The sequence below is a fragment of the Sorangium sp. So ce590 genome (genome assembly GCF_051521365.1).
Lineage (GTDB): Bacteria > Myxococcota_A > Polyangia > Polyangiales > Polyangiaceae > Sorangium.
Window position 1 is genome coordinate 6,380,073 of the sequence record NZ_CP150346.1, and the last position, 26,801, is coordinate 6,406,873.

At 71.7% G+C, this 26,801-nt stretch carries 21 protein-coding genes and 1 pseudogene; 14 read left to right on the plus strand and 8 right to left on the minus strand.

Annotated features, from left to right (window positions below; translation table 11 throughout):
- Positions 1-162 precede the first annotated feature (162 nt).
- The 6 genes from WMF28_RS23625 to WMF28_RS23650 all read left to right on the plus strand — a co-directional run bounded on the left by WMF28_RS23625 (position 163) and on the right by WMF28_RS23650 (position 9,008).
- Positions 163-4,383, plus strand: coding sequence for a PAAR-like domain-containing protein (locus WMF28_RS23625; RefSeq protein WP_437595538.1), 4,221 nt, complete (start codon positions 163-165; stop codon positions 4,381-4,383).
- Positions 4,380-6,056 carry a hypothetical protein gene (locus WMF28_RS23630; RefSeq protein WP_437595540.1) on the plus strand — a complete coding sequence of 559 codons (1,677 nt, stop codon included), beginning with the start codon at positions 4,380-4,382 and terminating at the stop codon, positions 6,054-6,056. The genes WMF28_RS23625 and WMF28_RS23630 overlap by 4 nt, the downstream gene beginning before the upstream one ends.
- A 111-nt stretch (positions 6,057-6,167) precedes the next feature.
- Positions 6,168-6,800: an endonuclease III gene (nth, locus tag WMF28_RS23635; protein WP_437595541.1), complete on the plus strand. Its 633-nt coding sequence runs from the start codon at positions 6,168-6,170 to the stop codon at positions 6,798-6,800.
- A gap of 7 nt (positions 6,801-6,807) precedes the next feature.
- Positions 6,808-7,491 (plus strand): uracil-DNA glycosylase, encoded by a 684-nt coding sequence (gene ung, locus WMF28_RS23640; RefSeq protein ID WP_437595542.1) that lies wholly within the window; start codon positions 6,808-6,810, stop codon positions 7,489-7,491.
- Between the two features lie 7 nt (positions 7,492-7,498).
- Positions 7,499-8,263, plus strand: coding sequence for a YkgJ family cysteine cluster protein (locus WMF28_RS23645; RefSeq protein ID WP_437595544.1), 765 nt, complete (start codon positions 7,499-7,501; stop codon positions 8,261-8,263).
- Positions 8,264-8,390: 127 nt separating this feature from the next.
- Positions 8,391-9,008 (plus strand): glutathione S-transferase family protein, encoded by a 618-nt coding sequence (locus WMF28_RS23650; protein ID WP_437595545.1) that lies wholly within the window; start codon positions 8,391-8,393, stop codon positions 9,006-9,008.
- Positions 9,009-9,265: 257 nt separating this feature from the next.
- Here the strand turns inward: WMF28_RS23650 and WMF28_RS23655 are convergent, their stop codons facing one another.
- From WMF28_RS23655 to WMF28_RS23670, 4 genes and pseudogenes are all read right to left on the minus strand, one after another.
- Positions 9,266-9,943, minus strand: a complete 678-nt coding sequence (locus WMF28_RS23655) for a hypothetical protein (RefSeq protein WP_437595546.1) — start codon at positions 9,941-9,943, stop codon at positions 9,266-9,268.
- Positions 9,944-10,559: 616 nt separating this feature from the next.
- Positions 10,560-10,850 (minus strand): helix-turn-helix domain-containing protein, encoded by a 291-nt coding sequence (locus tag WMF28_RS23660; RefSeq protein WP_437604300.1) that lies wholly within the window; start codon positions 10,848-10,850, stop codon positions 10,560-10,562.
- 171 nt (positions 10,851-11,021) lie between these two features.
- Positions 11,022-11,873: pseudogene (locus tag WMF28_RS23665) on the minus strand (sigma 54-interacting transcriptional regulator); the annotation flags it as partial.
- A gap of 60 nt (positions 11,874-11,933) precedes the next feature.
- Positions 11,934-13,763: a protein kinase domain-containing protein gene (locus WMF28_RS23670; RefSeq protein WP_437595548.1), complete on the minus strand. Its 1,830-nt coding sequence runs from the start codon at positions 13,761-13,763 to the stop codon at positions 11,934-11,936.
- A gap of 263 nt (positions 13,764-14,026) precedes the next feature.
- Here WMF28_RS23670 and WMF28_RS23675 point away from each other — a divergent pair, with 263 nt between their 5' ends.
- From WMF28_RS23675 to WMF28_RS23690, 4 genes are all read left to right on the plus strand, one after another.
- Complete coding sequence (locus tag WMF28_RS23675; protein ID WP_437595549.1) at positions 14,027-14,962, plus strand: PP2C family protein-serine/threonine phosphatase; 936 nt, start codon at positions 14,027-14,029, stop codon at positions 14,960-14,962.
- A 171-nt stretch (positions 14,963-15,133) separates the two neighbouring features.
- Positions 15,134-15,979, plus strand: coding sequence for an aldo/keto reductase (locus WMF28_RS23680; protein ID WP_437595551.1), 846 nt, complete (start codon positions 15,134-15,136; stop codon positions 15,977-15,979).
- 162 nt (positions 15,980-16,141) lie between these two features.
- Positions 16,142-16,753 carry an HAD family hydrolase gene (locus tag WMF28_RS23685; protein ID WP_437595552.1) on the plus strand — a complete coding sequence of 204 codons (612 nt, stop codon included), beginning with the start codon at positions 16,142-16,144 and terminating at the stop codon, positions 16,751-16,753.
- Between the two features lie 82 nt (positions 16,754-16,835).
- Positions 16,836-17,636, plus strand: a complete 801-nt coding sequence (locus WMF28_RS23690; protein WP_437595553.1) for a hypothetical protein — start codon at positions 16,836-16,838, stop codon at positions 17,634-17,636.
- A 222-nt stretch (positions 17,637-17,858) separates the two neighbouring features.
- On the opposite strand, the gene WMF28_RS23695 is transcribed toward WMF28_RS23690, so the two are convergent.
- Complete coding sequence (locus WMF28_RS23695) at positions 17,859-19,328, minus strand: thioredoxin family protein (RefSeq protein ID WP_437595554.1); 1,470 nt, start codon at positions 19,326-19,328, stop codon at positions 17,859-17,861.
- 187 nt (positions 19,329-19,515) lie between these two features.
- Here WMF28_RS23695 and WMF28_RS23700 point away from each other — a divergent pair, with 187 nt between their 5' ends.
- The 4 genes from WMF28_RS23700 to WMF28_RS23715 all read left to right on the plus strand — a co-directional run bounded on the left by WMF28_RS23700 (position 19,516) and on the right by WMF28_RS23715 (position 23,768).
- Complete coding sequence (locus tag WMF28_RS23700) at positions 19,516-19,938, plus strand: hypothetical protein (RefSeq protein WP_437595555.1); 423 nt, start codon at positions 19,516-19,518, stop codon at positions 19,936-19,938.
- Positions 19,939-20,205: 267 nt separating this feature from the next.
- The gene (locus WMF28_RS23705) at positions 20,206-20,808 is read left to right on the plus strand and encodes a hypothetical protein (protein WP_437595556.1); all 603 of its coding nucleotides are present in this window, start codon (positions 20,206-20,208) and stop codon (positions 20,806-20,808) included.
- Positions 20,809-20,934: 126 nt separating this feature from the next.
- Entirely contained in the window at positions 20,935-22,998 is a 2,064-nt protein-coding gene (locus tag WMF28_RS23710; protein ID WP_437595557.1) for an OPT family oligopeptide transporter, read from the plus strand.
- Positions 22,999-23,531: 533 nt separating this feature from the next.
- Positions 23,532-23,768 (plus strand): hypothetical protein, encoded by a 237-nt coding sequence (locus WMF28_RS23715; RefSeq protein ID WP_437595558.1) that lies wholly within the window; start codon positions 23,532-23,534, stop codon positions 23,766-23,768.
- Between the two features lie 62 nt (positions 23,769-23,830).
- Here WMF28_RS23715 and WMF28_RS23720 read toward each other — a convergent pair whose 3' ends face one another.
- The 3 genes from WMF28_RS23720 to WMF28_RS23730 form a co-directional block, all read right to left on the minus strand.
- Positions 23,831-25,039, minus strand: coding sequence for a PAS domain-containing protein (locus WMF28_RS23720; RefSeq protein ID WP_437595559.1), 1,209 nt, complete (start codon positions 25,037-25,039; stop codon positions 23,831-23,833).
- Between the two features lie 207 nt (positions 25,040-25,246).
- Positions 25,247-26,158: an alpha/beta fold hydrolase gene (locus WMF28_RS23725; protein WP_437595561.1), complete on the minus strand. Its 912-nt coding sequence runs from the start codon at positions 26,156-26,158 to the stop codon at positions 25,247-25,249.
- Positions 26,155-26,787: a TetR/AcrR family transcriptional regulator gene (locus WMF28_RS23730; protein ID WP_437595562.1), complete on the minus strand. Its 633-nt coding sequence runs from the start codon at positions 26,785-26,787 to the stop codon at positions 26,155-26,157. Before WMF28_RS23730 ends, WMF28_RS23725 begins: the two co-directional genes overlap by 4 nt.
- Positions 26,788-26,801 lie beyond the last annotated feature (14 nt).

Genomic DNA, 26,801 nt, shown 5'->3' on the forward strand with positions numbered 1-26,801 from the left:
CCCGGCGGCGCAGCACGCTCGGACCGCACGGTTTCCGCTGAGGAGACGCGCGCCTGCTTCCGTGACGGCGCCCGCACGTCGAGCGCAGACCCTTGCTTGGCGTGGTTCCGACTTGCGTCGCGCATTGCGCTCCGCTCCGCGTGTGTGTGACGCTCGCAGGCCATGGCGAAGGTCACCGCGCTCGGCATGGACACCATCACCGAAAAATCTGGCCATCAGATGACCGGGATGGCCGTGAGCGTATGCCTCACGCCGGCCGCGCCGAGCCCATTGCCCATCCCCTACCCCACCATGGGCACTGTCGCCGAGGGGATCATCGACCCGTGCATGCGCACGAAGATCGAAGGCGCGAAGATCCTCACGGTGGGCGGCTGCATGAAGGCCTGTCACGGCAACGAGCCGGGCACGCTGAAGGAGGTCGTCAGCCTCAACACCGCAGGCCCCTGCTTCCCCTGGCTCGGCGCGCCGAACGTGCTCATCGAGCTCGGCATGGCCGGCATCACCGGCAGCATGGGGCAGATGAACAAGTCCATCACCGTCGGCGCGGGCGCCAGCGCGAGCGGCGCCGGCGGGGGCGCCCGGGGAGGGGGCAACAGCGGCGGCGGCGCGGGAGGTCCGGGCGGGGGTGGGCCGCAGGGCGGGAGCAACGCCGGTGGGGCCGGCGGCGGGAGCGGCCAGGGCGCAGGACCGCCGAGCCCGCCGGCGCCGCCGGGCGCCGAGGGACAGGCCAGCGGCGGGCACCCTGTCGATGTCGTGACCGGTACGATGTTCACCCATCTCGCGATCGATTTCTCGATGCCGGGCTTCCTCTCGGCCCAGATGACCCGGAGATACCGCAGCTCCGCGGTGCGACACACAGCGGGCCTCGGCTGGGGCTGGTCGCACAGCTTCTCGTGGCAGGCCACGCGCGCCGGAGACCGCGTCGTCCTAATCGATCCCGACTTCCGCGAGGTGCCCCTCGCGGTCCGGGGCGAGGACGAGATCGTCGTGCTTCCGTTCGACGTCCAGGTTCGCTTCGTCGGGAACGACATCGTTGTTGCGCTGAACGACGGCTATTTCCGGGTGCTGCGCCGCGCGGCGGGCTCCCCCGTCTACCGGCTCGCGGCGCTGCGGGACGAGGCCGGAAACGCCATCGAGTGCGTCTGGGAAGCCGGGGAGCTCGTCGCGCTGCTCGACTCGGCCGGACGGCGCGCGACGTTGCGGCGCGACGGCCCCTACCGGAGCTGGATCCAGTCGATCGCCGGCGAGGACGGCAAGACGTACGAGCGACGCCTCGTCACGTACGAGATCGACGAGCGGGGCGATCTCGTCCGGGTCATCGACGCAGGCGGCGCCGAGACGAGCTATGCCTATGACGAACAGCACTACCTCGTCAGCGAGAGCTTGCCAGACGGGACGGTCTATCGCTTCGTCTACGCCGAGCACGCCGGGCAGCGGCGCTGCGTCGAGACCTGGGGCGAGCTGCGGGGAGGCGACATCCTGGGCGCCCTCGGCGCGCCCTCCGACGCCGCTCCCGCGCAGGCGAGAGGGCTCTTCCACGCTCGCTTCACCTACGGGCCTGGCCCCTTCGAGACGCGGATGATCGACGCGGCCGGCGGAGCGCACCGCTACCTGGGCAACGCCCTCGGGCTCGTGGAGGAGTACGTGGATCCGCGCGGCTACTGCTGGATCTACCGCTATGACGAGTCGGGCCGCCTGCTCTCCATGACCGACGGCGGGGGCCGCGTCGAGCGGCGCGCCTTCGACCGGCACGGCCGCATGGTCGGCCTCACGAGGCCAGACGGCGCGCGGTGGGCCTGGAAGAACGACGACGAGCAGAGCAAGATCGTCAGCATCGACGCCGCTGGCAAGCGGGAGATCGAGACGTCGTGCGGCACGCGGACGGTCGAGCACGAGGACGCCCGCGGGCACATCACCCGCTTCGCCTACGACGCCCGCGGGCTGCTGCGCGACATCGCCTATCCCGACGGCACGGTGGAGGCGCGCTCCTACGATGCGCACGGCAACATCAGCGAGCATACCTTCGAGGACGGCACCAGGGCGCGGTACACGTTCGATCTCTTCGGTCGCCCCGTGCGGGTCAGGACGCCGCGCGGGGCAGACTACGAGCTCGGTTACGACTCGCGTGGAGATCTCGTGCTCATCGGCGAGCCGGGCGACAAGAGGACGGAGCTCCGGATCGGCGCGGCCCGCCTGATCGAGGCGGTGCGCGACCCGTCCGGCGCGGTGACGCGCTACCGTCACGTCGCGGGCGCGCTGGTCGAGTGCGTGCGCGCGGATGGGACCCGCTACGCGTTCGGGTACGACGCCCTGCGCCGCCTCGTGTGGATCGAGAACCCGGCTGGCGAGCGTTATCAGCGCACCTATGACGGCGCGGGCAACGTCGTCCGCGAGACCTCGTTCGCGGGCGTGACAACGGAGTACGCTTACGACGGCTCGAACCAGCTCGTGTCCGTCACCCGAGCAGACGGCTCTTGGATTCACCTCGTGCGCGACGCGGAGGGGCGGCTCGTGGCACGGGAGCACTCGACCGGGCTCGCGGAGCGGTTCGCCTACGGCGCGGGCGGCGCGCTGACAGCGGCCGAGAGCCAGGGCGTCCGCGTGCGGTTCGAGCGTGACGGGGAAGGGCGCATCCTCCGCGAGATCCAGGAGGCGGGCGGATGGCGGTTCGAGATCGGCACGGAGTACGACGGCAACGGGGGCGTCCTCGGGAAGGCGTACTCGACCGGCTGGAGCGTCTCGTTCATCCGGCGTCCGGGAGACGGCGTGCCCCTCGCGCTGCGCGCCGTCACGGAGAACCCGGAAGAGCTCCGCTTCGAGTACGACGACCGCGGGGTGGAGACGCTCCGCCGGCGCGCCACCGGCCCCGGCGCGATCGCGACGGAGAGCGATGCGTATGGGCTCCCGACGCGCGTTTCCGTGCTGGGCGAGGGCGAAGCGCTGCTGCGAGAGCGGCGGTACGAGTGGGCCGCGGGTGGGCCGCTGCTGCGGGTCGTCGACATCGACGCCGGGCAGCGGCGGTACGAGCTCGATCCGCTCGGACGACCGCTCGCGGCGGAGGGGCTCGGGGCCGCCGAGCGCTTCCAGTATGCGCCGCAGGGCACGCCGGTGCCGCGGGGGCAGCCGTGGGCGGTCGGCCGCGGCGGGCGTCCGACGAGCGCCGGTGACGTGCACGTCGCGTGGGATGCGCTCGGCCGCCTCGCCGCGCAGCATGCCCCCGATCCGCAGCGATGCTGGACGTATACCTATGACGAGAACGATCGCCTGATCGAGGCGAGGCGCGGCGACGGCCTCGGCGTTCGCTACCTCTACGACCCGTTCGGGCGACGCCTCGCGGAGACGTACGATGACGGCGAGAGCACCTGGTTCGGGTGGGACATCGACAGCCCTGTCGAGGAGCGCGGGACGAGAGGCGGTACGGTACGCCGCGTCTTCCGCGACGACGGGTATGTGCCGCTGCTCGAGGCGGAGGACGGCCGCGCGTTCCGGATGATCGCCGCCGACGCAGCGGGCACGCCGTGGCTCTACGTGGATCCGAGCCGCGGCCTCGACGAGATCGACCTCTCGGCGTGGGGCGCTGTCGCTCGCCGGGGCGGCCGGCCGGGCGGCCTGCGGTTCGCCGGACAGCGCGAGGACGCGTTCACCGGGCTGCACTACAACCATCACCGGCACTACGCCCCCGCCCTCCACGTCTTCCTCACGCCCGATCCGCTGGGGATCGACGCCACGCTCAACGACGTGGGCTTCGTGCCCAATGTGACGCTGTACATCGATCCGCTCGGGCTCACGACCATCGTGGTGGGCGCTCCCAACGACCCCACCATCAAGAGCCACGCGAAGATCCTGCAGAAGCAGTATCCGGGCGCGAAGGTGATCACCTCGGATCAGCTGGGAAAGCCGCCTGGCTTGTGGCAGAAGCTCCGCGGCAAGAACAACAAGATCGATCCCAACGAGAGGCACGTCGTGGTGACAACCCACGGCGCGCCCGGGAGCGCGCAGTGGGGCAACGGCAGCGCCAGCGGCGAACAGATCGGTGACATGCTGAAGAACGCCGGGTTCCAGGGCGGCGCAGGCGCGGTGGTGGACGTCTCCGCCTGCAACGCGGCGACGCCCGCGGCGGGCCAGAAGAGCATCGCCCACGGGATCGCCTCTTCCACGCGCGCCAACGCGAACGGCGCGATGCGCGACCCGTCGGTCGATCCGAACAAGGTCCACAACTACCAGGGCAAGAAGCCCTTCTGGAAATTCTGGGGGAATCCGCCCCAGTATCCCTATCGCCCTGGCGAGATGTGTCCTACGCCACAGGGCCCCTTCGTGCATCAAGGCTACTACGTTGGAGTGACGCCCTCCGGATCGATCAGCGGCGTCCCGTTCAAGCCATGAGCCTTCGTCCCGAGAGCGTCCTTTCCCCGTTTGGCGGGCCGCCCCGGCAGGCGGATCTCGACGCGCTGTTCTCGCGGGCCAGCTTCGGACGCGTGCTCGCGCGACGGCCGGAGCCAGGGCGCAGCGTCGCCCCGACGCTCGCGTGGGTGGACCGCGCCGCGCTCGCCGAGCTCCGGCCGCTGCTTCAGATCTGCGACAGGGCGCCGCCGGCCGAGCGCGCGTGGCATGAGGCGCCGGTGATCGAGCTGTTCGGCCGGGGCGAGCGCGTCGCGACGCTCACGCTGCATCGCGGGCTCGCGCTCGGTTATCCGGGCTGGAACGCGGCCGCCACGCTCGTGCGCCCGGAGGAGCTCGCGGGCTGGCTGGCCGAGCGGGGATGCCCCGCGTCGCCGGGTGCGACACCGGGCTCAGGGCCAGAGAGCGCGGCGGAAGAGGCCCGCTGGCCGGAGGGTGCGCCTCCGGAGCTCGCCCCGCTCCGCGGGGTGCTCGCTGCTGCGGCCGGGGGCCGCTTCGCGGGAGCGATCGAGGCGCTGTCGGCGTTGGGGCAAGCGCGTCCGGCACCTCTGGATCAGGCCACGGCGCTGCTGGAATGGCTAGGTCGCGACACGGGCACGTGGAAGGCCGCGCCGCGCAGGGATCCCGTGCCGCTCGCCCTGCTCCGCGTGCTCGGAGACGCCGTGGTGGACGACGCCATCTGCGCCGGGCTGAGCTCGGACCCCGCGCGGCGCGGAGCAGCCCGCTTCGTGGCGGAGACGATCGCGACGCGCGCGGACCAGAAGCGGCGGAGCGAACGGCTCTCGGGCGCTCTCCCGGCGCTACGGGAGGCCGCGCGGACCTCGGAAATCGTGGGGAGCAGCCGCGCGTTCGAGGCGGCGCTCGCTCCTCCTCCGCTGGCGGCTCCCGAGGGCACCCGGCTCCTTGCAGCGGCGCAACACGGCCGCCTCTCGCGGATCTGCCGAGACGGCGATCACGTCGATGCGCTGGATGGGCTCTCGATCACCCGGTTCAGCGCCGGCGCGCCCGAGGGGGAAGTCCTGTTCGCGCTCCCCGGCGTGCAAACCCCCCTCTTCGCGCGCGAAGGGCGCGCGTGCTTCCGGCTGAACGGCCGTGTCTGCGAGGTGTCGACGCCAGGGGGGCCGCTCGTCGCGACCGAGCCCAGCCTCTGGTCCCGCATCGCGCGCTCGCCGCTCTCTTACAGCGTCGCGCGCTCGCGCTGGGAGCGCGCGCGGCGGCGCTGCGCAGAGCGGGTGGAGACGCAGGAGCAGATGCCCATCTTCCTCGAGATCGACGAAGAGGAGGAGGAAGCGTACGTCGAGCTCGGCGCGGCCGGGGCGCCGCTGCCGCGCGCGCTGGCGACACGCGCGCTCGCGTGGTTTGCGCCGGAGGGCAACCTCGTCACCTGGGAGGGCGCGCGCGCCGGGTCCGCCAGGCTCGAAGGCCGGCCCATCGACCTCGCTGCTGGCGATGACGGGCTCTACGTGCTCGTCGAGCACGCGCCGGGAGAACACGCGGTCCTCCGGATCGATGGGGGGGCGATCACGACGTCAGCGCGCTTCCAGGTGGAGCCTTGCTCCATCGCACACTGGAGGCCGACGGGCGAGGGCGTGCACCTGCTCCTGGAGGCGCCGCTCGGCGACGTGCTGGTCGACGTGGCGCGCAGGAAGAAGGCGTGAGCGGCGTCGGCCGCGAGTTGCTCGAGATCTACTTCGGCCGGCGGCGCCCGGGCCCGTCGCTCGGCGGCGCTGACGGACGGCGCCAGGCTGGGCTATCCTGCGGCGATCCGCATGACCGCCCGAGATCGCGTACCCCTCCTCCTCGACCACCTGCGCGAGGCCTACCCCGCCGCGCGTTACGAGCTCAACTGGGAGACGCCGCTCGACCTACTCGTCGCGACCATTCTGGCCGCGCAGTGCACGGACGAGCGCGTCAACCGGGTGACCGCCGCCCTCTTCAAGAAGTACACGACGGCGCAGGCGTACGCCGACGCCCCCGCCGAGGTGCTCGAGGAGGAGCTCAAGCCGACCGGCTTCTACCGGCAGAAGACGAAGACGGTGAAGGCCGCGTGCCAGGCGCTCGTCGCGCGCTTCGGCGGCGAGGTGCCCGGGACCATGGCCGAGCTCACCTCGCTGCCGGGCGTGGCCAGGAAGACGGCGAACGTCGTCCTCAACACGGCGTTCAACCTCCCCTCGGGCATCATCGTCGACACGCACGTCGCCCGCCTCAGCGGCCGCATCGGCCTGTCGAAGCGCGAGAAACCCGAGCAGATCGAGGAGGATCTCATGCGGATCGTGCCGAAGGATCAATGGACCTTCTTCGGCCCTGCCATGGTCCTGCACGGCCGGTACACATGCGTGGCCAGGAAGCCCAGGTGCGCGGAATGCCGCATGAGCGATCTATGCCCGAAGGAAGGGGTGTGAGCGAGAGATGAAGATCGATCTACCTGACTCATGGCAGCACGTGCTCACGGGGGAGCTCGAGCAGCCCTACTTCCAGCAATTGACGCGCTTCCTGGAGGCCGAGCGGAACGCGCACCAGGTCTTCCCCGCCGAGGACGACGTCTTCGCCGCGTTCAAGCTCACGCCGTACGAGCGCGTCCGCGTGCTGCTCCTCGGCCAGGACCCGTACCACGACGACGGGCAGGCCCACGGGCTCTGCTTCTCCGTGCGCCCGGGCGTCCCGCCGCCGCCGTCGCTCGCCAACATGTACAAGGAGGCGCTCTCCGATCTGCCGGGCTTCAAGGTCCCGCGCCACGGCTGCCTCACCGCCTGGGCCAGCCAGGGCGTGCTGCTGCTGAACACCGTGCTCACCGTCCGCGCGCACACGCCGAACTCGCACAAGAACCAGGGCTGGGAGACGTTCACCGACGCCGTGATCAGGAAGGTCAACGACAGGCCGGACGGGGTGGTGTTCGTGCTCTGGGGCGGCCACGCGCAGAAGAAGGCGAAGCTCATCGACGCGCGCCGTCACACGGTGATCAAGGCAGCCCACCCCTCCCCGCTGTCGGCGAGGAGCGGCTTCTTCGGCAGCAAACCGTTCTCGACCATCAACGCCGCCCTCAGCGCCCGCGGCGCCGACGAGATCGACTGGCGGCTCCCGGAGATCGAGTAGCGCCGCGATGTCCCGGCAGAAGCGCTCCCTGCCGCTCGCCCCCGGGACGCGGTACACCCCCGCCGTCCTCGAAGGCATCGCCGACGGCGAGCGCGCCGCCCTCGCGCTCTCGCTCGGAAAGCGCACCGAGGCCGGCGCCGTGGCGGCCGCGGCCTCGGCGCTCGCGCGCGCCGAGGCGCTGGAGGAGGCCGCGGTGGCCGCCGAGCCGCCCGACCGACCGATCGCCTGCAGGGCCGGCTGCTCGACCTGCTGCGTCAGCAAGGTGCTCGTGCTGGCGCCGGAGGTGCTCCGCATCGCGGCCCACCTGCGCGCCACCCGGACCGAGGCGGAGCTCGCCGCGCTCGCCGAGCGCGTGCGCGCCGCCGACACAGCGACCCGCGGCCTCTCCCGGCTCGAGCGCGCCGAGGCCGGGGTCCCCTGCCCGCTCCTCGACGAGCGCGGCGCCTGCTCGGTCCACGCCGTCCGCCCGATCGTGTGCGCGGGCTGGACCTCCCTCGACGCCGCGGCGTGCGAGCGCCATTTCGCCGCGCCCGCGGCCGTCCCCACGGCGCCCATGCACCGCCCGGGCTACGAGGTCGCGAACGCCGTCCTTGCCGGTCTGGGCTGGGCCGCGAGGGAGCTGAGCCTCGACGCCGCGCCGCTGGAGCTCATCGCCGCGCTGCGCATCGCGCTCGAGCGCCCGAACGCCGGCGAGCGGTGGCTCGCGCGCCTCCCCGTCTTCGCCGCGGCCCGCGACGCCGAGTGGCAGGAGGACCGGCGGCGCGAGGCGTGATCGCCCGCCGCCGGCCGTCCCGCCGCCATCCCGGCGTTGTCAGGCGAAGAAATCCGTTTACTGTGGCGCGCCGCGGAGGTCGCCGCCGGTCGGCGCTTCGCGGCAGGACACAGGACAAGGAGGCTCCATGAAGCTTTACGGACATCCCATGAGCACGTGTACGCGCAAGGTGCTGATGGTGCTCGCCGAGAAGGGTCACGAGGCGCAGTTCGAGCTCGTCGACGTGTTGAAGGGCGAGCAGAAGCGGCCTGAGCACGTCGCGCGCCAGCCCTTCGGCGTGATCCCGGTGCTCGAGGACGAGGACTTCACGCTCTACGAGTCGAGGGCGATCATGCGTTACCTCGACCAGAAGCTCCCGGGCGCCTCGCTGACGCCGACCGAGCTCAGGGCGAGGGCGCTCATGGATCAGTGGCTCAGCGTGGAGCAATCGTACTTCTCCACGCCCGCCGTCAAGATCGTCATCCAGAGTGTCATCCACCCGATGCGCGGCCAGCAGTGCGACGAGTCCGTCGTCAGTGCGGCCAAGGCCGAGATCGCGCGGACGCTCGACGTGGTCGACAGGGCGATGGCCAGCCAGGAGTACCTCGCGGGCTCGAGCTACTCGCTGGCCGACGTCTCGTGGACGCCGTACCTCCACTGTCTCGTGATGTCGAAGGTCGAGGAGCTCATCACCGACCGGCCGAACGTCGCGGCCTGGTGGAAGCGCATCAGCGCGCGTCCGGCCTGGGTGAAGGTCTCGTCCTGACCACCGTCGCCCCGTCCTGAACGGGGCCGCCCACCGTGCCCGCGGGCCGCGTGGCCCCGGAGCGGCAGGCCACGTTGCCCGCCGCGCCGGGAGGCCGGCCACGGCTGCAGGCCCGAAGCAGCCGCAGCGGGCTTCACGCACGAAGCGCGCGGCGCGTCGAGCGGCAGGCGCCGGCGCCCTCCCTCGGACGGCTCCGGCGGAGTACGATGCGCGCATGCCCGTGTACCGCTCGTCCGCCGTCGAGCACGCTGCATCGCTCAAGTCCCGTAGGGCACAGCGACGTCGCTGGTGAGCCGTAAGCCGGGCGGAGGCGCCGAGCGCGACGTCGAACCTTCACGCAGGAGAGCAGAGGAGCTGCCGGCAACAGCGCTCGCCAGAGCGCAAGCACCCAAGGCGACGACGAGGCCACACGCCGTCACGACGCCGGCGACGAACGAGGAGCGTCGCGCGCAGGCCCAGAGCGCGCGCGTCGCTCTCCACCATGCTCGGAAGAGCGCGCAAGCCGCGAGGAGCACGAGCAGCGCTGCCGCTCCGATGACGCCTGCGCCACAAATTGGGCTCGGCGCCGTGATAACGCCCGCGTACGCGAGCGGCAGAAGGACGACATCAACGCTCAGCAGCAGGCAACCCAGGCCGACAAATGGATAACGAAAGGGCCACGGGACGCGCAGAACCCATCCTCTCGCTACAGCGCTCGAACGGCGTTGCCAGATCTCGAAGAGCTTGCTTGCAAAGGCTATACCGGATGTGAAGGCGAGCGCCATGCGGGTAAGGTCGATGGCGGCATCGACGGCCTGCGGCTCGATGCCCCCAGTCGCCTCTAGGAGTCCTGCGCTGGCGACGGCCAAGACCGCAGCCCAAAGGACCAGGAGGAACAGCGTGATCGGCCCCGCGAACAGGAACGACAGGATCGCCAAGGCGATCGCCGCGAGCACGGCTTGCCAGTGGCTCGACACGGAACTCGGCACGGAACAAGACGACCCGGAAGCAGGCAGGGTGGAGACCTTCATGGCTCCCGGCCGAAATGCAAATCGTCGGCCAACATCTCGCGAAGGACACCGACACGCACAGCATCCAAGCGGCGCAGGACGATGCGCGACGGGAGCGGGTTGCCCAGCCAGGCTCCTCGCTCGCGAGGTGATCGCGTTCAGAACATGCGGCCGTGCGGGTGATCGCGATCAGCTGCGAGGCAGCTCGAAGCACGGTACGCCGGCGTCTCGGGTGCAGGCTGCGAGCCCCGAAACGCACAGCGCGCCGTCGGCATGCCGGGTGCTCCAGCGCGGAGGGCGACAGGAGGTCATCAGCATGAGCGTTACCCAGCTCGTTCAGCGCAAGGATGTACGGGATGCCTTGGACCGAGTCATTCCTCCCTACAGCCGGGCGCAGCGGACCACGATGAAGGTACCCACGTCGGCATGCAACCCGCGTCTCGTTGGCACCGCGTTCGACTACGCGCTGCGCTTCGGCGAGCATGCCGCCGATGGCGGCGGCGGCAGCCGCGCGTGGCGGAGCTCCAACGGCTTTCCCCTGGTCTCCGGACCAGCTCGCCGTTCACCGCTTCCGCGAGCGCCGCTCGCCGCCCTCCTGTTGGATGGCCTTGAGCCGCCGGAGCAGCTGACCTCGGGAGAGCCCGAGACGTTTCGCCGCTTGAACCTGGTTATCGCCGCAGGCGTCGAGCGCCTCCAGGATCGCCTCCCGCGTCGGCGGCGGCGCTGCGACTGCCGCCGCGCGCACGCCGAGCAACGGCTCTACAATCGAGAGCTTGAGCCCCGTCGTCGGATCTGTCGCCGCGACCAGCCGACTCATACCCCGCACGTTCTCGGGCCAGTCGTGGAGCATCATGAGCTCCACCGCCTCCACGTCCACCCGCACGCGCCCCAGATCCAGCGGCCCGTGCGAGCGCTCCCAGAGCGCCCGCAGGATCGCGAACACATCCTCCGGTCGCTCCCGCAGCGGCGGCAGCGCGATGCGCACCGGAAACCGCGCCAACAGGTCGAGACGGAACCTCCCCTGCTGGACCGCCTCCTCCGGCGGGCGGTTGGTCGCCGCGATGATGGCGATATCCACGAGCGCCGGCTGCGTCGCGCCCACCGCGAGCACCTCCTGGTTCTCGAGGACCCGCAGCAGCTTGGGCTGCAGCTCGATCGGCAGCTCCCCGATCTCATCGAGGAACACCGCCCCTCCGGCGCTCGCTCGGAGCAGCCCAGGGTTGCTCGCGCCGCTTCCCGAGAACGCCCCGCGCTCCCAGCCGAAGAGCTGCCCCTCGAACACGCTTGCGACGATGCCTGCCACGTTGACGCGCGTGAAAGGACCTCTCGAGCGCCCGAGCGCCTGCACGACCGCCTCGGCGAGCATTTCCTTGCCCGTGCCGCTCTCCCCTGTGATGAGCACGTTGCGCACGGGCCGCTTCGTAAGCCGGTCGAGCTCAGCGCGCGCTGCGCTGAGCCCCCACGGCCCCGAGAGGCCGCCGATCGCGGGCGCCGGCTCCGCTCGCCCGGTGTACGTCTCGCGGTACACGAGGAGGGTTTCGCCCGCGCGCAAGACGGACCCATCCTCGAGCGGCACCGGCTCACGTGCTGGAAGCCGGTGGCCATCGAGCCATGTCCCGTTGCGCGAGCCCACGTCCTCGACCTGGAGCCGCCCCCCCGCCCGCGTCAGGCGAAGGTGGTTGGACGAGACCTTCGTATCGTCGAGCCCCGCCGCCGCGAGCCACGCTCGCCCCGCCAAGACGCCAGGGGACGGCAGAGGCACGACGACGTTGGCGGGAAAGGCGGCAAGCAGCACTGGAGAGCCCCGATCCCGGCGTGTGCCGGTCGGGGGCCGGTGCTCGTCGGTGGGCACATCGCGCGGCGGGCGGGTGGTCATGGCGCCCGCCTCATCGTACGGCCGAGGCGGCTCCCTAGCGAGCGTGCCGTGTGCCCCTCCTCATTCTGCGTCCAACGCCACGGCGACCCGCACCGACGCGCTGGTCCTCTCCCCGACGTACAGCAGCAAGCCCTGGCACAGCACGCTGCTCTTGAGCCAGTCGTAGTTGGCGGCGACGCGCCCCTCCGAGAGCGGCACACCTGCCTCCATCACCCGGACCACGACGTCGCCGCGCACCAGCTCGGCCGTCGTGACGTGCAGTCGATCGGGCTGGCTCCGGGCTGTCGGGTCCTGCGTGAACGGGATGCAGATCTCCTCCCCCGTGGATTTGCGGTGCACGCATGCCTCTGCGGCCGGGTGGGTCTTGGCCATGTCCTCGCTGAACCCGCTTTCGCCCTCCGGCCGCCGGGCTACCCCGATGAGCCGCAGCAACCAGGAACGATCCGGTAAGGGGACGTCCTCGCACGGCGCCGGCAGGCAGGTCATCCCCGTGGAAAGACAGTCGCCCTGCTTTCTGCAGCACGGCGTGACCTCAGGCGGCTTCGGCGGCGCGACCTGGAGCGGATCGGGCCGCACGGAGGCAACGCCCGGCGCAGCGGGCGGAAGGACGGACACAACCTCGTCGGCCTCCGGATCGGTACGACTTGCGAGCATCGCGGCGCCTGCGGAAGCAGCAACCCCGAGCGCCAGCCCCAGCGCCAGGAGGAGCGCCGATTGCCCCACGCTGCCGGGCGACCGAGGCTTGAAGGTCGGCTCCGCGTGCACCGTGCGCAGGCTCGGTGCGGGGATGGGGGTCACGGCAGACCGCCGCGGCCCAGCAGTGGAAGGCGCCGGCGAGAGCGTCGGGGCGGAGGGCCGCAGCGCCGCGGAGGGCGGCGAGGGCATCGGCGTGGTGCGGGGCGGGTCGCTCGAACGGGTTCCGGACCAGGAAGCTCGTCCGCGCTGTACCTGGAGCTCGGTCGGGCCAAGGTGCGGATCCGTCGCGCTCGCGCGCGGCGACGCGACGCGCAGCCGCCCCGGGCTCGCTGCCGTCGCCGTATCGATCCTCTGCAGGAGCGCCGCGCCATGGGTTAGCCGCCGCCGCGGCTGGATCTCGAGGCACGCGCGGATCACCTCGGCCCAGAGAGCGTCCGGCACCTGGGGCGGCCAGGGGCGATGTCCTTGCTCCGCCGCGACATAGGCATCGACGAATGCCTCGACCGGCGCGTCCGGAGAGAGCCCAGTCGGATGGGCTCCGCAGAGCAGCTCGCACGCGAGCACGCCGAACGCGAACACGTCGCGGGTGAAGCCTTCGCGCAGCGGGAGCCAGAGCCCAGGCGCGAGCAGCTCGGGCGGCAGGTACGCGACGGTGCCGATGACCGCGCCCGTAGCCGTCAGCGGCCTCGGGTTTCCGGCGGGCGCGGCGATCCCGAAGTCGATGAGCCGCACGCTGCCGGGCGCATCCGAGGTGCCCCAGAACGCGTCCGTTACGAGCACGTTGGCCGGCTTCAGATCGCGATGCAAGAGGCCCAGCCCATGCACATGCGCCAGCGCGGTCGCGACCTGGGCCAGCACGGCACCGCGCTGAGCGAGCGACATCCGCGTCGCCGCGTCCGTCAGCGACTGGCCTTGCACGAAGTCGAAGACCAGCCCCACAACGCCGTCCGCAGGCGCTTCGAAGAGGGCGCGGCACGGGATCAGCGCCGGATGTACGGCCCCGGCGACGGCTCTTGCCTCACGCCGGGCCCGTTCCGCGGCGCCCGCATCGAGGCCGCCGAGGAAGAACAGCTTGAGTGCGCGCAGGCTCCCATCGAGCGGATCGTGGACCTTCCAGACGGCGCCCTGCCCTCCTCGGCCGAGAGGTTCGATCAGGGTATAGCGGTCGACGCGCACGCCGGGGTGGAGCTGCACGGTCCATAGTTACCGCAGCGGTCTGGCCAACAGAAGGGGTGATCCAGAGCTGGCGGCGGGAGCGCTCGCCAACGTGCGATTCTGGATCCACCCCGAGCGCGCGCCCGACCGCAGCGCCGCGGCGCGCCGTGTCCTGGAGGGATCCGTGTGGGACGTGATCGAGAACAGCGCGGCAGCTCCACGCCTGCGCGACCGCCCGCAGCGACGGCTCGGCAGGCGCCGGCGCCCTCCCTCGGACGGCTCCGGCGGAGTACGATGAGCACATGCCCGTCTATCGCTCGTCCGCCGTCGAGCACGCCGCGTCGGTCACCATGGCGGCCCGGACCGACGTCGGGCTCAGCCGCGACCACAACGAGGACGCCTTCCTGCTCAGCGACCTCGCGCGCGGGCTCACCCACGGTCCTGCGGCGGCCCAGGCGTCGGTGGAGCCGCCGCTCGCCCTGGCGCTCGGCGTCTACGACGGCTCCGGCGGCGCGTCGTCCCCCGACGCGGCGAGCCGGCTCGCCGCGCGCACGGTCCACGCCGTCCTCAGCCGAACCGCGCCCCGCTCGAGCGACGCGCTCGAGCGCAGCCTGCTCGAGGCGCTCAACGCGGCCGGGCGCGCCGTCCTCGACAACGCCCGGAGGAGCCCGGAGCACCGGAGCAGCGGCACAACGGCCACCGTGGCCGCGCTCTGCGACGAGCGCCTGCTGCTCGCGCAGGTCGGCGACAGCCGCGCCTACCTCCTCCGCAGCGGCGCCCTCACGCAGGTCACCCGCGACCAGACCCTTGTCCAGTCGCTGCTCGAGAGCGGCAAGCTGAGGCCCGAGGAGGCCGCGACCTTCGAGCACCGGAGCGTGATGCTCCAGGCCCTCGGGCTCCGCGCGAACCTCAGCATCGCGCTCTCCGCCGTGGAGCTCCGCCGCGGGGACACCCTGCTGCTCTGCACCGATGGGCTGAGCGACCTGATCGACGATCAGCGCATCGCCGCCGCGCTCGACGCCCACCCCGACCCGATGGAGGCCTCCAGCGCCCTGATCGACGCCGCGCTCGCCGCAGGAGGCCACGACAACGTCACCGCGCTTGTCGCGCGGTTCGACGGCCCGTGGCTCGCTCCGCCGGCCGGCGATGGCGACCTGGAAATCATTGAAATTGCTCTATTTTCTGAGGGGACTACCCGCCGCTCCGACGGCGCGCTGCCGAACCGGCGGATGATGTGAACGCCCTGGGCGCGCGCCTCACGCCGGCGCGCGACACAACGGCGGCTGGCGCGGCGCTCGGGCGCTTGCCTTCCGCAGTGAATTCAGCGATTCCACCCGGACGGAGGCTCGCCTTGGAGAGGGGGGAGCCGCATGCTGTCTTTTCGGGACGGAGCGGAGGGTCATCGTTCTATGGAGCAGCGCACACTCGGTTCTACGGGCGTCAAGATCCCGGTCGTCGGACAGGGCACCTGGCAGATGGAGGCGGATGACGAGGCGGCCTGCCTCGACGCCATCCGGCGGGGGATCGACGCAGGCATGACACACATCGACACGGCCGAGATGTACGGCTCGGGCGCGGTCGAGTCGCTCGTGGGCAAGGCGATCGAGGGGCGGCGCGACGAGGTGTTCCTCGTCTCCAAGGTGCTGCCCACCAACGCGAGCTACTCCGGCACGCTCGCCGCCTGCGAGCGCAGCCTGGAGCGGCTCCGCACCGACCGGCTCGATCTCTATCTGCTCCACTGGCCCGGATCTCACCCGCTCGAGGAGACCTTTCGCGCCTTCAAGGACCTGAGGGCCCAGGGCAAGATCCGTTATTTCGGCGTCAGCAACTTCGACCAGGCGGAGCTCTCGAAGGCGATCGCGATCGCCGGCGTGCACGAGATTGCCTGCAACCAGGTGCTCTATCACCTGCTCGAGCGGGCGATCGAGCACCGCGTGCTGCCGCTCTGCGAGCGGCACGGCATCGCGGTCGTCGCCTACAGCCCCTTCGGCTCGGGCCGGTTCCCGGCGCCGGACAGCACGGCGGGCAGGGTGCTCGCGTCGATCGCGGCCGCCCACCGCGCGACCCCGCGGCAGGTCGCGCTGCGCTTCCTGCTCCGCCGCCCGCCGGCCTTCGTGATCCCGAAGGCCGCGAGCGCCGCGCACGCGCTCGACAACGCGGCCGCGGGCGATCTGCGCCTCACCGGCGAGGACATCGCCCGCCTGGAGACGGCGTTCCCGCTCGGCCGGGACCGCGGCGTGCTGCCGACGCTCTAGCTGCCGACGCTCTAGGAGAGAGCGCTCATGTGCGGCGGTGGCCCATGATCCCCCGAGCCGGCGCCTTCGCTACGCGAAGAACGCGCTCAAGGCCCCCCTGGCCCCAGGGAGAGCGGAAGGAGTGACCGCAGGAGGCCGACCGATGTGCTAAGGATCCGGCCTGTGCCTGGACTTGTGTTCCCCTCCGGATCCTTTGCCGCCTACCTCTTTGATTGCGACGGGACGATCGCGGACTCCATGCCGGTCCATCATCGGGCCTGGCTCGAGGCGCTCGCCCCGCACGGGTGCGAGCTCACCAGCGAGGATTTCTACGGCTGGGCGGGTATGCCGACCGATCAGATCGTCGACCTCCTGAACCGGAAGTACGGGCTGCGGATGCCGCTGGCCGAGATCTCCGCGGCGAAGGAAGAGGCGTACTACCGCCTGATGCCGACCGTGCGAGGCGTACCAGAGGTCGTGTCCGCGCTCCGCGACGCTCCTCCGCGCACGAAGCGCGCCGTCGTCTCGGGGAGCCCCCGCGCCTCGGTGGAGAAGACACTCGAATTCCTGGGTCTCCGCGGGTACATCGACGTGGTCGTCGCGGCGGAGGACTACGCGCGGGGCAAGCCGGCGCCCGACCCGTTCCTGGAGGCGGCAAAGCGCCTGGGCGTCGAGCCCGCGCAGTGCCTGGTCTTCGAGGACGCCGTGCTGGGCATCGAGTCCGCGCGGGCGGCGGGCATGCAGTGGGTCCTCGTCGATCCCCGGGCGCTCCGCGCCGAGCGGCCAGATCCCTGATCCACGCCGGAAGGCCGCGGGAGACAGCCCAGAATACGTCCTGCCGCTCCTGGCCCAGGGGCGGTCGTGGCATACTCCGCCCATGAACCATGCACTCCTGCGCTCAGCGCTCTCCGGGCTGCTCCTCGCTGCCTGCGGCGGCTCCGTCGACACCCCGCCCGGCAGCGGCGGAGCGGGCGGCGCCGGCGCCGCGGGCGGCACCGGGGGTGCCGGCGGCGACACCAGCTCGACCTCGAGCGGCGGCGGAACGCCGGTTGTCTGTGGCGGGCGCAGCGGGGGAATCTGCGGCGCGGAGGAGTACTGCGACTTCCCCGACGATTCGTGCGGAACGTTCGACAGCGAGGGCCAGTGCTCCGCCCGGCCCGGGGGCTGTCCGGCGGATTGCCCGGGCGTCTGCGGGTGCGACGGCCAGTTCTATTGCAATGCGTGCGGCGCGCACCAGGCCGGGGTGGACGTCTCGGAGAACATCTCCTGCATCGATCCCGTGGGCGGCGACTACACCGCGACGTACTGGCCCGGCGGGCTCGATCACCTCGTCGTCTACAAGGCCGAGCCGGAGGCGGACCGGTGCGTGATGCTCTACGCCGACGCGCCGGTCGAGAGCGCGCCGGCCGGCCTCGACGTCGCCGCGCTCCCGGAGGGGTGGGTCGTGACGCGCATCGCGGTGACCCGCGGGGCGGCCGACTGCGCGCCGGGGGACAAAGCGCCCGCCGGCGAGGCCGTGCACGCGACGGACGCAACCGGGATCCTGGCGATGGATCTCTCGCCGGGAACGGCCGCGCCGTGCACCCTCGACGTGGACATCACCGCCACCTTCCCGGGGGAGCCCGCGACCGCGCGCCTCCGCGCGACCGGCGTGACCGTGAACGACGGGTGCCTGTAAACGACGCTCGCCTCGCGGCGCAGGGTGCTGCTCGACGCTCCTCGCCGGCATCCGGGCATGACACCTTCCGCTCATGAACCGTGGTGCTTCCCTTTCCCTCGCGCTTTCCACCTCCTCGCGACCGGGCTGAGCTCGGCGGCGACTGCCCGTGGCGGGGCGCGGGCGCCGCGGAGCTCCGTTGGCCCCCAGGCCCCCGATCGCGGCGGTTCGCGCGCCGCCGCGTCAGCGCTTCTTCGCACCGCCGCCGCGCCGGGCCTTCTCGGCCTCGGCGAGCCGCCGGCGCGCGTCGTCCAGCGCCGCCTGGCTGGCGAGGCCCTTCGGGAGCGCCTCGTAGCCGGCCACCTCCTCGCGCAGCGTCGCGACCTGCTCCGCGCCCTGCCCGAGCCGCTGCTGGATCTCCGCGCGGAGCTTCAGGTAACGCAGCCGGCGCGGGCCGTAGGCGCGGCCGATGGCGCGCTCCACCGCGGCGAGCGCCTCCGCCTCGCGGCCCATCGCGTGGAGCACCTGCGCGAGCCGCGCGGGCGGCTCGTACGACGCCGGCATCTGCGCCTCGCGCTCCTTCAACATCGCGACCGCCTCGTCGCCGCGCGAGAGCGCGAGGTACGCCATGGCCCGCCCGTAGTCGTACGCGGCGGCCGCCTCGGGCGCCTTCGCCTCCTTCGCGGCCCGCTCCAGCACGGCGAGCTTCGACTCGTTCGCCGCGCGGGCGCCGGCCGCGTCGCCGAGCGCCTGGAGCCCCTCGGCGAGCAGGCCCCACGCGTCGGCCCGGTCGTCGGCGCTCGAGTCCGCGGGCGGGCTCTCGACGATCGACCGGAGCCGGGCGACCGCGGCCTCGCGCGCGGCCCGCTGGGCCTTGCCGTCGGGGAGCGCGGCCGCGCAGGCGAGCAGGACGCTCGCGAAATCGGCGGGCAGCGCCGCGCCCTTCACCTCGCCGACGTGCGCCCTGCCGACGTCCGCGCACGCCGCCGCGTCCTTCCGACGGAGCGCCGATACGAGGCCAAGCAGCGCCTCGCTGCGCCGCGGCCACGCCTCGCCGCCCCGCGCCACGGCGCGCTGGTAGGCGGACGCCGCGGCCGCGTGGTCGCCGGCGCTGTGGGCCCGCTTCGCCTCGACCAGCAGGCGGTTCGGGTCGTCCGCGGGCAGCGCCGAGGCCGCCCGGGAATCCATCGCGTGCAGCGCCTCGCCGAGCAGCTCGCGCAGCTCCTGCACCGACGCGGCGCCCCGCCAGAGCCCGACCACCTCGCCGTCCGCCGGCTCGAGGACGAAGAACGTCGGCCACACCGTCACCTCGTGCCGCTCCAGGAACGGCGCGCTCTCCGGTCGATCCGTGTCGATGTCGGCGAACACCACCCGATCGGCGAACGGGCGCAGCGACGGATCGGTCAGCACGTAATGCTTCATGCTCAGGCAGGTGTGGCACCACGGCGCCCACGCATCGACGAACAGCGCCTTGCCCTCGGCCCGGGCCTTCTCGCGCGCCCGCGGCAGGTCGTCGCGGATGAACTCGAGCGGCGGCCGCGCCGCCGCCGCCGGCTCCGGCCTGGCGTCGAGCGAGGACGCCGCCGCGGCGGGCGGGGACGCCGCGGCGGCCGGGGGCGCCGACGCGCGCGGGGACGAATCGCCGGCGCAGGCGGCGAGCGAGGCGAGCGAGGCGAGCGCGAGGAGAGCGGAGAGCGAGGCCGGGGAACGCACGGGCCAAGGGTAGCCCAGCAGCGGCGGTCTCGCCCTCCCTGCGACAGGCGAACCCCCACGTTGACGGGCCCTCGGCGCGGCGCGTACATATTTTTAACCGTGGGCCGACCTCGTGCTCGCCTGCGGGCGGGACGGCGGCGGCGCAGCTCGCCGGGGACGCCAGCACAACACATCAGGGGGAGCCCACATGATCGCGCGCGTGCTGAGGATAGGGGAGCATACGGTCCGCATCGGTGAACACGAGGACACCGTGGATCTGATGCTGCGGGGCGACATCTCGCCGGACGAGGTGGTGCGGCTCTTCGATTTCATCGCGTCCCATCTGGCCGGGCAGAGATACATGCTGGTCACCGGCGACGTGGTCCAGCTGGGCCGCGTTCCGGCCGAGTCCCGGAAAGCGGTCGTCAAGGAATCGGGCAGGGTGCCGCCCATCCGCGGGGTGGTCTATTACCGGGTGACCTTCGCGGGGAGGGTCATGACCGAGCTGGTGCTCCGGGGCTATGCGATCGCCACGGGGGTCGACGTCGCCGCCCACTTCGTCAACGAAGAGGCGGAGGCGCGGGCGTGGCTGGCCAGGCGGCGCGGGCAGCTCGCCCGTGAGTATCGCTGAGCCCGCCTGGCATGGCCTGGAGCGCCCGCGACGCGGCTGCGGCGCGCGCCGGACCGGCGGCTGGCGAGGGCGCGGCGGCGCGGGCGTGAGCCTGCCCGGACGGCGCGCGGGATCCGGGCCGGCGCGCGGCGTCCCTGGCGGGCTCGACCCTGCGCCGACAATGCGCCCCCCGGACCCGCGCAAAGCTGATACAGTGCCGCCGCGGTGAACGACTACGCGGGCCGGTGCGGAAGCTGCGCGGCATACACCCGGGTGCATGAGGATCCAGTGCGCGGTCGCGTCGGCGAGTGCGCCCTCGAGGTGTACCCGCCGCCGATCAAGGCGACCGCGACGTGCGCCCGCTACCGGGCCAAGGGCGCGCCGCCGCCGCCGCCTCCTCCGCGGGCCGCAGGCCAGCCCCGCGGCTCGGGCGGCAGGTCGCGGCCGGCCGAGCGGGCGCCGTTGCCGGAGCGCCGTCCCGGAGCCGCGCCGCAGCCCCTCCGTTCGCCGCTGCCAAGGGAGATCGACATCGACATGGATATCGACGAGTTCCGTCGTGTGCTGCGCGAGGTGCTGTCCGAGGAGCTCGGCGTCGGCCGCGCCGAGATGGGTGGCCGCTGGGAAGGCGGGGAGATCGTCCTCCGGCCGGGGAAGGAGGGCACGGCCGAGAAGCGCATCCCGCTCGACGTGTTCTTCCACAAGATCGTCATGCTGCGCGACAAGCTCCGCGTGCTGGAGCAGAAGATCAACGCGCACGAGGGGCTGACCGACGCAGAGAAGGTCCAGCTCCAGGCGTACATCACCGGCTGTTACGGCACGCTCACCACGTTCAACGTGCTCTTCGCCAACCGGGACGACGCCTTCGCCGGCAGCGCTCGCGATAGCGACTGAGCGGGCGCCGCGACACGAGACCAGCAATTCCGTCGCTGCCACGGAGTCCGGGGGGCGCGAGGGCGCTCGGCGAAGAGCTGCACGAGGCGTCGCTCACCATGGTACAAGGTGCGCGGAGGTCGCCGGATGGCCATCAAACAGCTCACGCCCGAGCAGATCCACACCATGTCCCTCGAAGAGAAGGACACATGGTGGCTGAAGAACGTCTACCGCGGCGACATGCCCCAGCTCACGTGGCGTTCGGCGGTCACGGGCATGCTCCTTGGCGCGTTCCTCTCGCTCACGAACCTGTACATCGGCGCGCGCACGGGCTGGTCTCTCGGGGTCGGGATCACGAGCGTGATCCTGGCCTTCGGGCTCTTCAAGGTGCTCTCCAGGCTGGGCCTCGGCAGCGACATGACCGTGCTCGAGAACAACGCGATGCAGTCCATCGCGACGTCGGCCGGATACATGAACGCGCCGCTCTTCACGAGCCTCGCGGCCTATTCGATGGTCACGACCACGATCATCCCCATGGGCCGGGCGATGATCTGGATGTTCATCCTCGCCATCCTCGGCGTGCTCTTCGCGTTCCCGATGAAGAAGCGCTTCATCAACGACGAGCAGCTCCCCTTCCCCGAGGGCATGGCCGCCGGCGTCGTCATGGACGCGCTGCACGAGAGCGACGCGAAGGAGGGGCTCTTCAAGGCGAAGCTCCTCCTCGGCGGCGGCCTCGCGAGCGCCGCCCTCGAGCTCCTCCGCGACGACAAGGTGATGCGCGCGCTCTTCGCGCTGAAGAGCATCCCCCATCACTACGACGAGCTCTTCTATCACGGCTGGTTCGCCGACCTGCTCGAGCGATGGGGCGTCTCGCCGGCCATCCGGGGCATCCCCCTGAACGAGCTCACGATCCGCTTCGATACAAGCATCATCTTCGTCGCCACAGGCGGCCTGATGGGCATCCGGACCGGCGCGTCGCTCCTCCTCGGAGGGGTGCTCAACTACTGGATCCTCGCCCCCCTCCTGATCCAGCACGGGATCATCCTGCCGAGGAACGGGCATTACGGGTTCGGGCAGATCACGCTCTGGGCGCTCTGGGGCGGCGTCGCGTGCATGACGACGTCCTCGCTTTACGCCTTCTTCTCCAAGCCCAAGGTGATCCTCGACGCGTTCCGGGGCCTCTCCAAGAAGGGCGGAGCGAGGGACGTGCTCGCGGACATCGAGCTGCCGGTGAAGCTGTCGCTCATCGGCATCCCGATCGTCGGCCTTGTCGTCGTCGTGCTCGGGCAGCTCTGGTTCGGCATCTCCTGGTGGCTCGGGGTGCTCGCGATCCCGCTCGTGTTCATCTTCTCGCTCATCGCCGTCAACTCGACGGGCATGACGGCGATCACCCCGGTCGGGGCGCTCGGCAAGCTGACGCAGCTCACCTACGGCGTCCTCGCGCCGAAGAACATCACGACGAACCTGATGACGGCCGGGATCACGGCGGAGGTCTCGAGCAACACGGCGAACCTCTTGATGGATATCAAGCCGGGCTACATGCTCGGCGGCAAGCCGCGCCACCAGGCGATGGGGCACGTGCTCGGGGCGATCGCGGGGCTCGTGCTCTCGGTGCCTGTCTGGTATCTCGTGCTCATCCAGGGAGACATCGGGCGCTACGGGACGGAGAGGCTGCCGGTCCCGAGCGCGCTCACGTGGAAGGCCGTCGCCGAGGTGCTGATGAAAGGGATCGACTTCCTCCACCCGACCGCCAAGTCCGCGGTGGTGGTCGGGGCGATCGTCGGCATCGTCGTCGAGGTCGCGAAGCAGATCACGAAGAATCGATTCCCCCTCTCGGCGGTCGCCCTCGGGCTCGCGTTCATCCTGAACTTCACCGATATCTGGTCGATGTTCCTCGGCTCGTTCCTCTTCTGGCTCATCGAGCGGCGCGCCGCGACATGGCACAGGACGCGCGAGCGCAACGAGCGCGAAGCGCGGCTGAGCGCGACGGGGCCCGGCGGGCTCACCGAGGCGCCCCCCGCGCCGGTCAAGCGGCCCTGGTACGCGCTCGCCGCCGAGAACAGCGAGGCCATCTGCGCGGGCGTGATCGCCGGGGGCTCGCTGATGGGCATCGGCCTGAGCGTGCTCGGCGTGCTGGTGCTGCCCGACGTGCTGGAAGCCGCGAGCCTCGCCAAGGCGCTCGGACAGCTCCTCGATTTCCTCCCGAAGTGAAGCGCCCTCGGTCGCCGAGCGGGCCCATCCGGCCCGCTCGCGGCCGCCTGCAGCCGCGCCTCAGTGGTGTGACAGGAATGCGCGCCCTGGAGGCCCACGGCGAGCCACGGTGGGCGCAGCGCGTCGCCCCGTCGAGGCGCTCCGCTCGGAGGCGCTCGTGGCGCGGTTCATGCAGCCTTGTTTGCGTCGCGTCAAACCGAGCTCAACGTAGGACGCGCGAGGAGAGGACCTTTCATGCCGGTGAATGCGCCCCCGTCCCGAGGAACGCCCAGCCCCGCGCCGGTCCGTGATCCCGAACCGGGTCCGCCGGTGCAGGATCCTGCGCCGAGCGAGCCGCCGCGGCGCGACCCGGATCCGGGCGAGCCGGCGCGTCGGGATCCCCCGCCCCCGCCTCCCGCGCCCGGAGAGCGCTCTCCGGAGATCGAAGACCCGCCGGCGCCGGGGCAGCCGCCCAGGGAGCCCGGAGTGATCGCGAGGGCCGGCTCCGCTTTCAGCGCCGCGTAACGTCATCCCCTAACCATCGAGAGGTGTCCATGAACACGTGTGATTGCTGCGGCAACAGCTACGACAAGGCCTTCCAGGTCATGGTGGGCGGCACGACCTACACGTTCGACTGTTTCGAGTGCGCGATACACAAGCTCGCGCCCGTGTGCGCCCACTGCGCCTGCAAGATCGTGGGGCACGGCATCGAGGCCGGCGGGGCGTTCTACTGCTGTGCGCACTGCTCCAAGCAGGAGGGCGTTCAGGGGGCGATCGATCGCGTGGCGTGAGCCGCCGCGGGCGGCCGTGCTGGCGCCGTGAGCCGGGTGAGGGTCCGGGATGGGGAGCGTCGTTAACGGCGCTCGGGCGCGATCTGGGTCGCGCCGGCCGCTCGCTCCTTGTTCATCTGGCGAATGCAGTGCTGGAGCGCGGCGCGGAGGTTGCCGAGGGTCGTGATCTTGTCCAGATCCAGGCCGAGGCTCACGATGGTCTGGGCGACGTTCGACCGGATGCCCGTGACGATGCCCTCGGCGCCGAGGAGCCGGATCGCGCCGACCAGATCGAGGAGGTAGCTCGCCGTCTTCGTGTCCACCATGTCGACGCCGGTGAGATCGAGGATCGCGTAGCGCGCGCCCGTGCGCACGATCGCCTCGAGGAGGGTATCCATGACCTCCGCGGTCCTCTGGCTGTCGAGGACCCCGATCATCGGCAAGGTCAGCACGCCTTCCCACACCTGGATGATGGGAGTCGACAGGTCGCGGATGACCTGCTGTTGCCGCTCGATGAGCTCCAGCTTGGTCCGGAGGTCCTGCTCCGTGCTCTTCGCCTGGCTGATATCGAGGGTGACGCCGACGACCGAGTACACCTCTCCTCGCTCGTCGCGGACGGGGATCTCCCAGTTCTCCCAGAACACCCCGTGCGTCGAGGAGAGCGAATGGGACGCCTCGCCCGCGAGCGCCCGTCGAAGCACGTCGACGCCGTCGGTGCCGGCGTAGAGCTCGAACACGTTGTGGCCAAGGTGCTCCCCCTCCTGCAGCCCCGCGCCGTCGACCCCCTTGCCCTCGTGGAACGTGAACATCCCTTCCGCGTCGATCGCCCAGACGACGATCGGCAGCGTCTGCGTGACGGTCCGCAGGATCACCTCCTTCTGCTGATGGCGGCGGAGCTGCTCGCTCCGCTCCGTCACGTCCTGCCCGAACACCCCGACGCCGGTGACCTCCCCGCGCTCGTCGAGGAGGCGCTCGTGGCGCCACTCGAAGTACGCAACGCCGCCGTCCTTGCTGACGTGGCTCCACACCCGCGGCGCCGCGCCGTCCTCCGCGAGGAGCCGCCGCCACGCATCGGGGTCGCCGGACGCCGGCAAGAGGTCGTCCACGCGCCGGCCGAGCGCCTCCTGCCGCGCAGGACCGAACAGGCGCTCGGCCGCACCGTTCCAGTCCTCGATCGTGAGATCCGTGCCGTACTGGACGATCGCAAGCGGCGCCCGCTCAAAAAGGAGCGCACGCCTGCGCGCAAGCTGTCCGGCCTCAACTTCTTCCTGTGACGCAGTGGAAACGGTCATGCAAAAGAAATTTTACCCTGAACGCGTGCCGCTCGTCGAGAGCGGTCGTTACCGTCCTGCAAGCAGTACCGGCGTGCTCCGGCCACGCTGCCCTGGCGGGTTCCACTGCTGCTGTAACCTCCCGAGCAGCGCCTGCTACGTCAGCAGCCGTCGGATCGTCGCGATCGCGGATTTACGTCTCGCGAGCCGGCGCGCGGAAGGGGTGACTCACCCGGCCTGGGGGGCGAGCCGGGGCGACGCGGCTTCGGGCCCGAGGAAGCGCGCGATGCGCTCGCCGAGACGCGCGCGGAAGGCGTCGTCGGTGGGGGGCGAGTGGCGGCACCCCTCGAGCAGCTCGGTCTCGGCGCGCGGCAGGAGCACCCTCGCGCGCGCGAGCAGCTTGGCGCCGGGGAAGCTCACGTCGTCGTCGGCGCCGAACACGAGCGCGGGCCGCGCGAAGCCGGCGAGGGCCTCCGGCGTGGCGAGCGGCGGCACCCGCATGTCGAGCCGGTAGCTCCGCACCGCGTCGCCGAAGTAGGGGCCCCACAGGTCGTCGTGCGTGGAGAACAGCCCGGAGAGGAGGCGCGCGAGGCGCTCCTCGGAAGGGAACGCGCGGTAGAGGGCCATCGGGATGGCCACGCGCGTGAGGCCCTGCCACACCGGGCCGGACACGAGGCCGCCCGGGACGATCAGGACGAGCCGATCGATGCGGGCGGGTGCGCTCTGGGCCATGCGCAGGGCCACGAAGCCTCCCCAGCTCACGCCGAGGAGGTGGGCGCGCGCGAGCCCGAGCGCGTCGAGGACGTCGGTGAGCCACTCGGCGTAGGCGGGGCCGTCGAGCGGCAGGCGGACGTCGGCGCTCTTGACGGACTGGCCGATGACGTCGGGCGCGTAGACGCGATAGCGCGTGAGGAGCGGGCCGAGCTCGGGCAGGAGATGCGCGGAGCTCGCGAGCGCGCCGTGCAAGCAGACGAGCGGCGGGGCGTGCTCGGGGCCGGCGACGAGGACGTGCGTCGCGCCGAAGCGGGTCGAGACCTCGCGCGCTCGGGCCGGGACCGGGACCTTTTCGCGGAACCGCTCGAACCACGCGGCGATGCGCGCGCGCGCCTCTGGACTGCGAAAGATGATGGATGACGTCATCGAGCCCTCCTGACGTTGGCTGCGGGACGGAGGCCGCAGAGGTGCTGAGCGACGAGCCGATCGAGCAGGGCGACGGGCGACGGGTGCGCGCCCTGGACCCACGCGATCAGCGCGAAGTAGTAGAAGGAGAAGAACGCGACGCCGAAGAGCGCGGCGTCGGCGTCGTCGGCGACCTCCCCCCGCGCGCGAGCGGCGTTGAAGAGCGCGACGACGCGGCCGTGCACGGCGGCGACCTGCTCGGTGAAGCGCGCCTGCCACGGCGGGTCGGCGAAGAGCGCCTCGCGGAGCAGCGTCTTCGACAGCGTCGGCCTGCGGGCGTAATACGCGAAGAACGCGGCCCCGAGCCGGTGGAGCCGCTGCTCGAGGGTGCCGGGCTCGTCGTCGCGGACGGCCTCGGCCGCGGTGGCGGCGAGGTCGTCGAACAGCGCGGCGTGGAGCAGGTCGCGCTTGTCGGCGAAGTGGAGGAGGACCGTGCCCGCGGCGACGCCCGCGTCCGCGGCGATGGCGCGGACGTTCGCCGGCTCGAAGCCGTGACGCTCGAAGTGGTCGCGCGCGGTCTCGAGGATCCGGGCGCGCGTCGCATCCCTCTGGGCGTCGCGTCGGCCAGGCTTTTTAATGAACGCGTTCACTGAACGTGTTCATT

Bases quoted from the DNA above. Each gene is read 5' to 3' on its own strand.
- WMF28_RS23625 (WP_437595538.1), top strand. From the start codon at position 163: ATGGCGAAGGTCACCGCGCTCGGCATGGACACCATCACCGAAAAATCT.
- WMF28_RS23630 (WP_437595540.1), top strand. From the start codon at position 4,380: ATGAGCCTTCGTCCCGAGAGCGTCCTTTCCCCGTTTGGCGGGCCGCCC.
- nth (WP_437595541.1), top strand. From the start codon at position 6,168: ATGACCGCCCGAGATCGCGTACCCCTCCTCCTCGACCACCTGCGCGAG.
- ung (WP_437595542.1), top strand. From the start codon at position 6,808: ATGAAGATCGATCTACCTGACTCATGGCAGCACGTGCTCACGGGGGAG.
- WMF28_RS23645 (WP_437595544.1), top strand. From the start codon at position 7,499: ATGTCCCGGCAGAAGCGCTCCCTGCCGCTCGCCCCCGGGACGCGGTAC.
- WMF28_RS23650 (WP_437595545.1), top strand. From the start codon at position 8,391: ATGAAGCTTTACGGACATCCCATGAGCACGTGTACGCGCAAGGTGCTG.
- WMF28_RS23660 (WP_437604300.1), bottom strand. From the start codon at position 10,850: ATGATGCTCCACGACTGGCCCGAGAACGTGCGGGGTATGAGTCGGCTG.
- WMF28_RS23675 (WP_437595549.1), top strand. From the start codon at position 14,027: ATGCCCGTCTATCGCTCGTCCGCCGTCGAGCACGCCGCGTCGGTCACC.
- WMF28_RS23680 (WP_437595551.1), top strand. From the start codon at position 15,134: ATGGAGCAGCGCACACTCGGTTCTACGGGCGTCAAGATCCCGGTCGTC.
- WMF28_RS23690 (WP_437595553.1), top strand. From the start codon at position 16,836: ATGAACCATGCACTCCTGCGCTCAGCGCTCTCCGGGCTGCTCCTCGCT.
- WMF28_RS23700 (WP_437595555.1), top strand. From the start codon at position 19,516: ATGATCGCGCGCGTGCTGAGGATAGGGGAGCATACGGTCCGCATCGGT.
- WMF28_RS23710 (WP_437595557.1), top strand. From the start codon at position 20,935: ATGGCCATCAAACAGCTCACGCCCGAGCAGATCCACACCATGTCCCTC.
- WMF28_RS23715 (WP_437595558.1), top strand. From the start codon at position 23,532: ATGAACACGTGTGATTGCTGCGGCAACAGCTACGACAAGGCCTTCCAG.
- WMF28_RS23720 (WP_437595559.1), bottom strand. From the start codon at position 25,039: ATGACCGTTTCCACTGCGTCACAGGAAGAAGTTGAGGCCGGACAGCTT.
- WMF28_RS23725 (WP_437595561.1), bottom strand. From the start codon at position 26,158: ATGACGTCATCCATCATCTTTCGCAGTCCAGAGGCGCGCGCGCGCATC.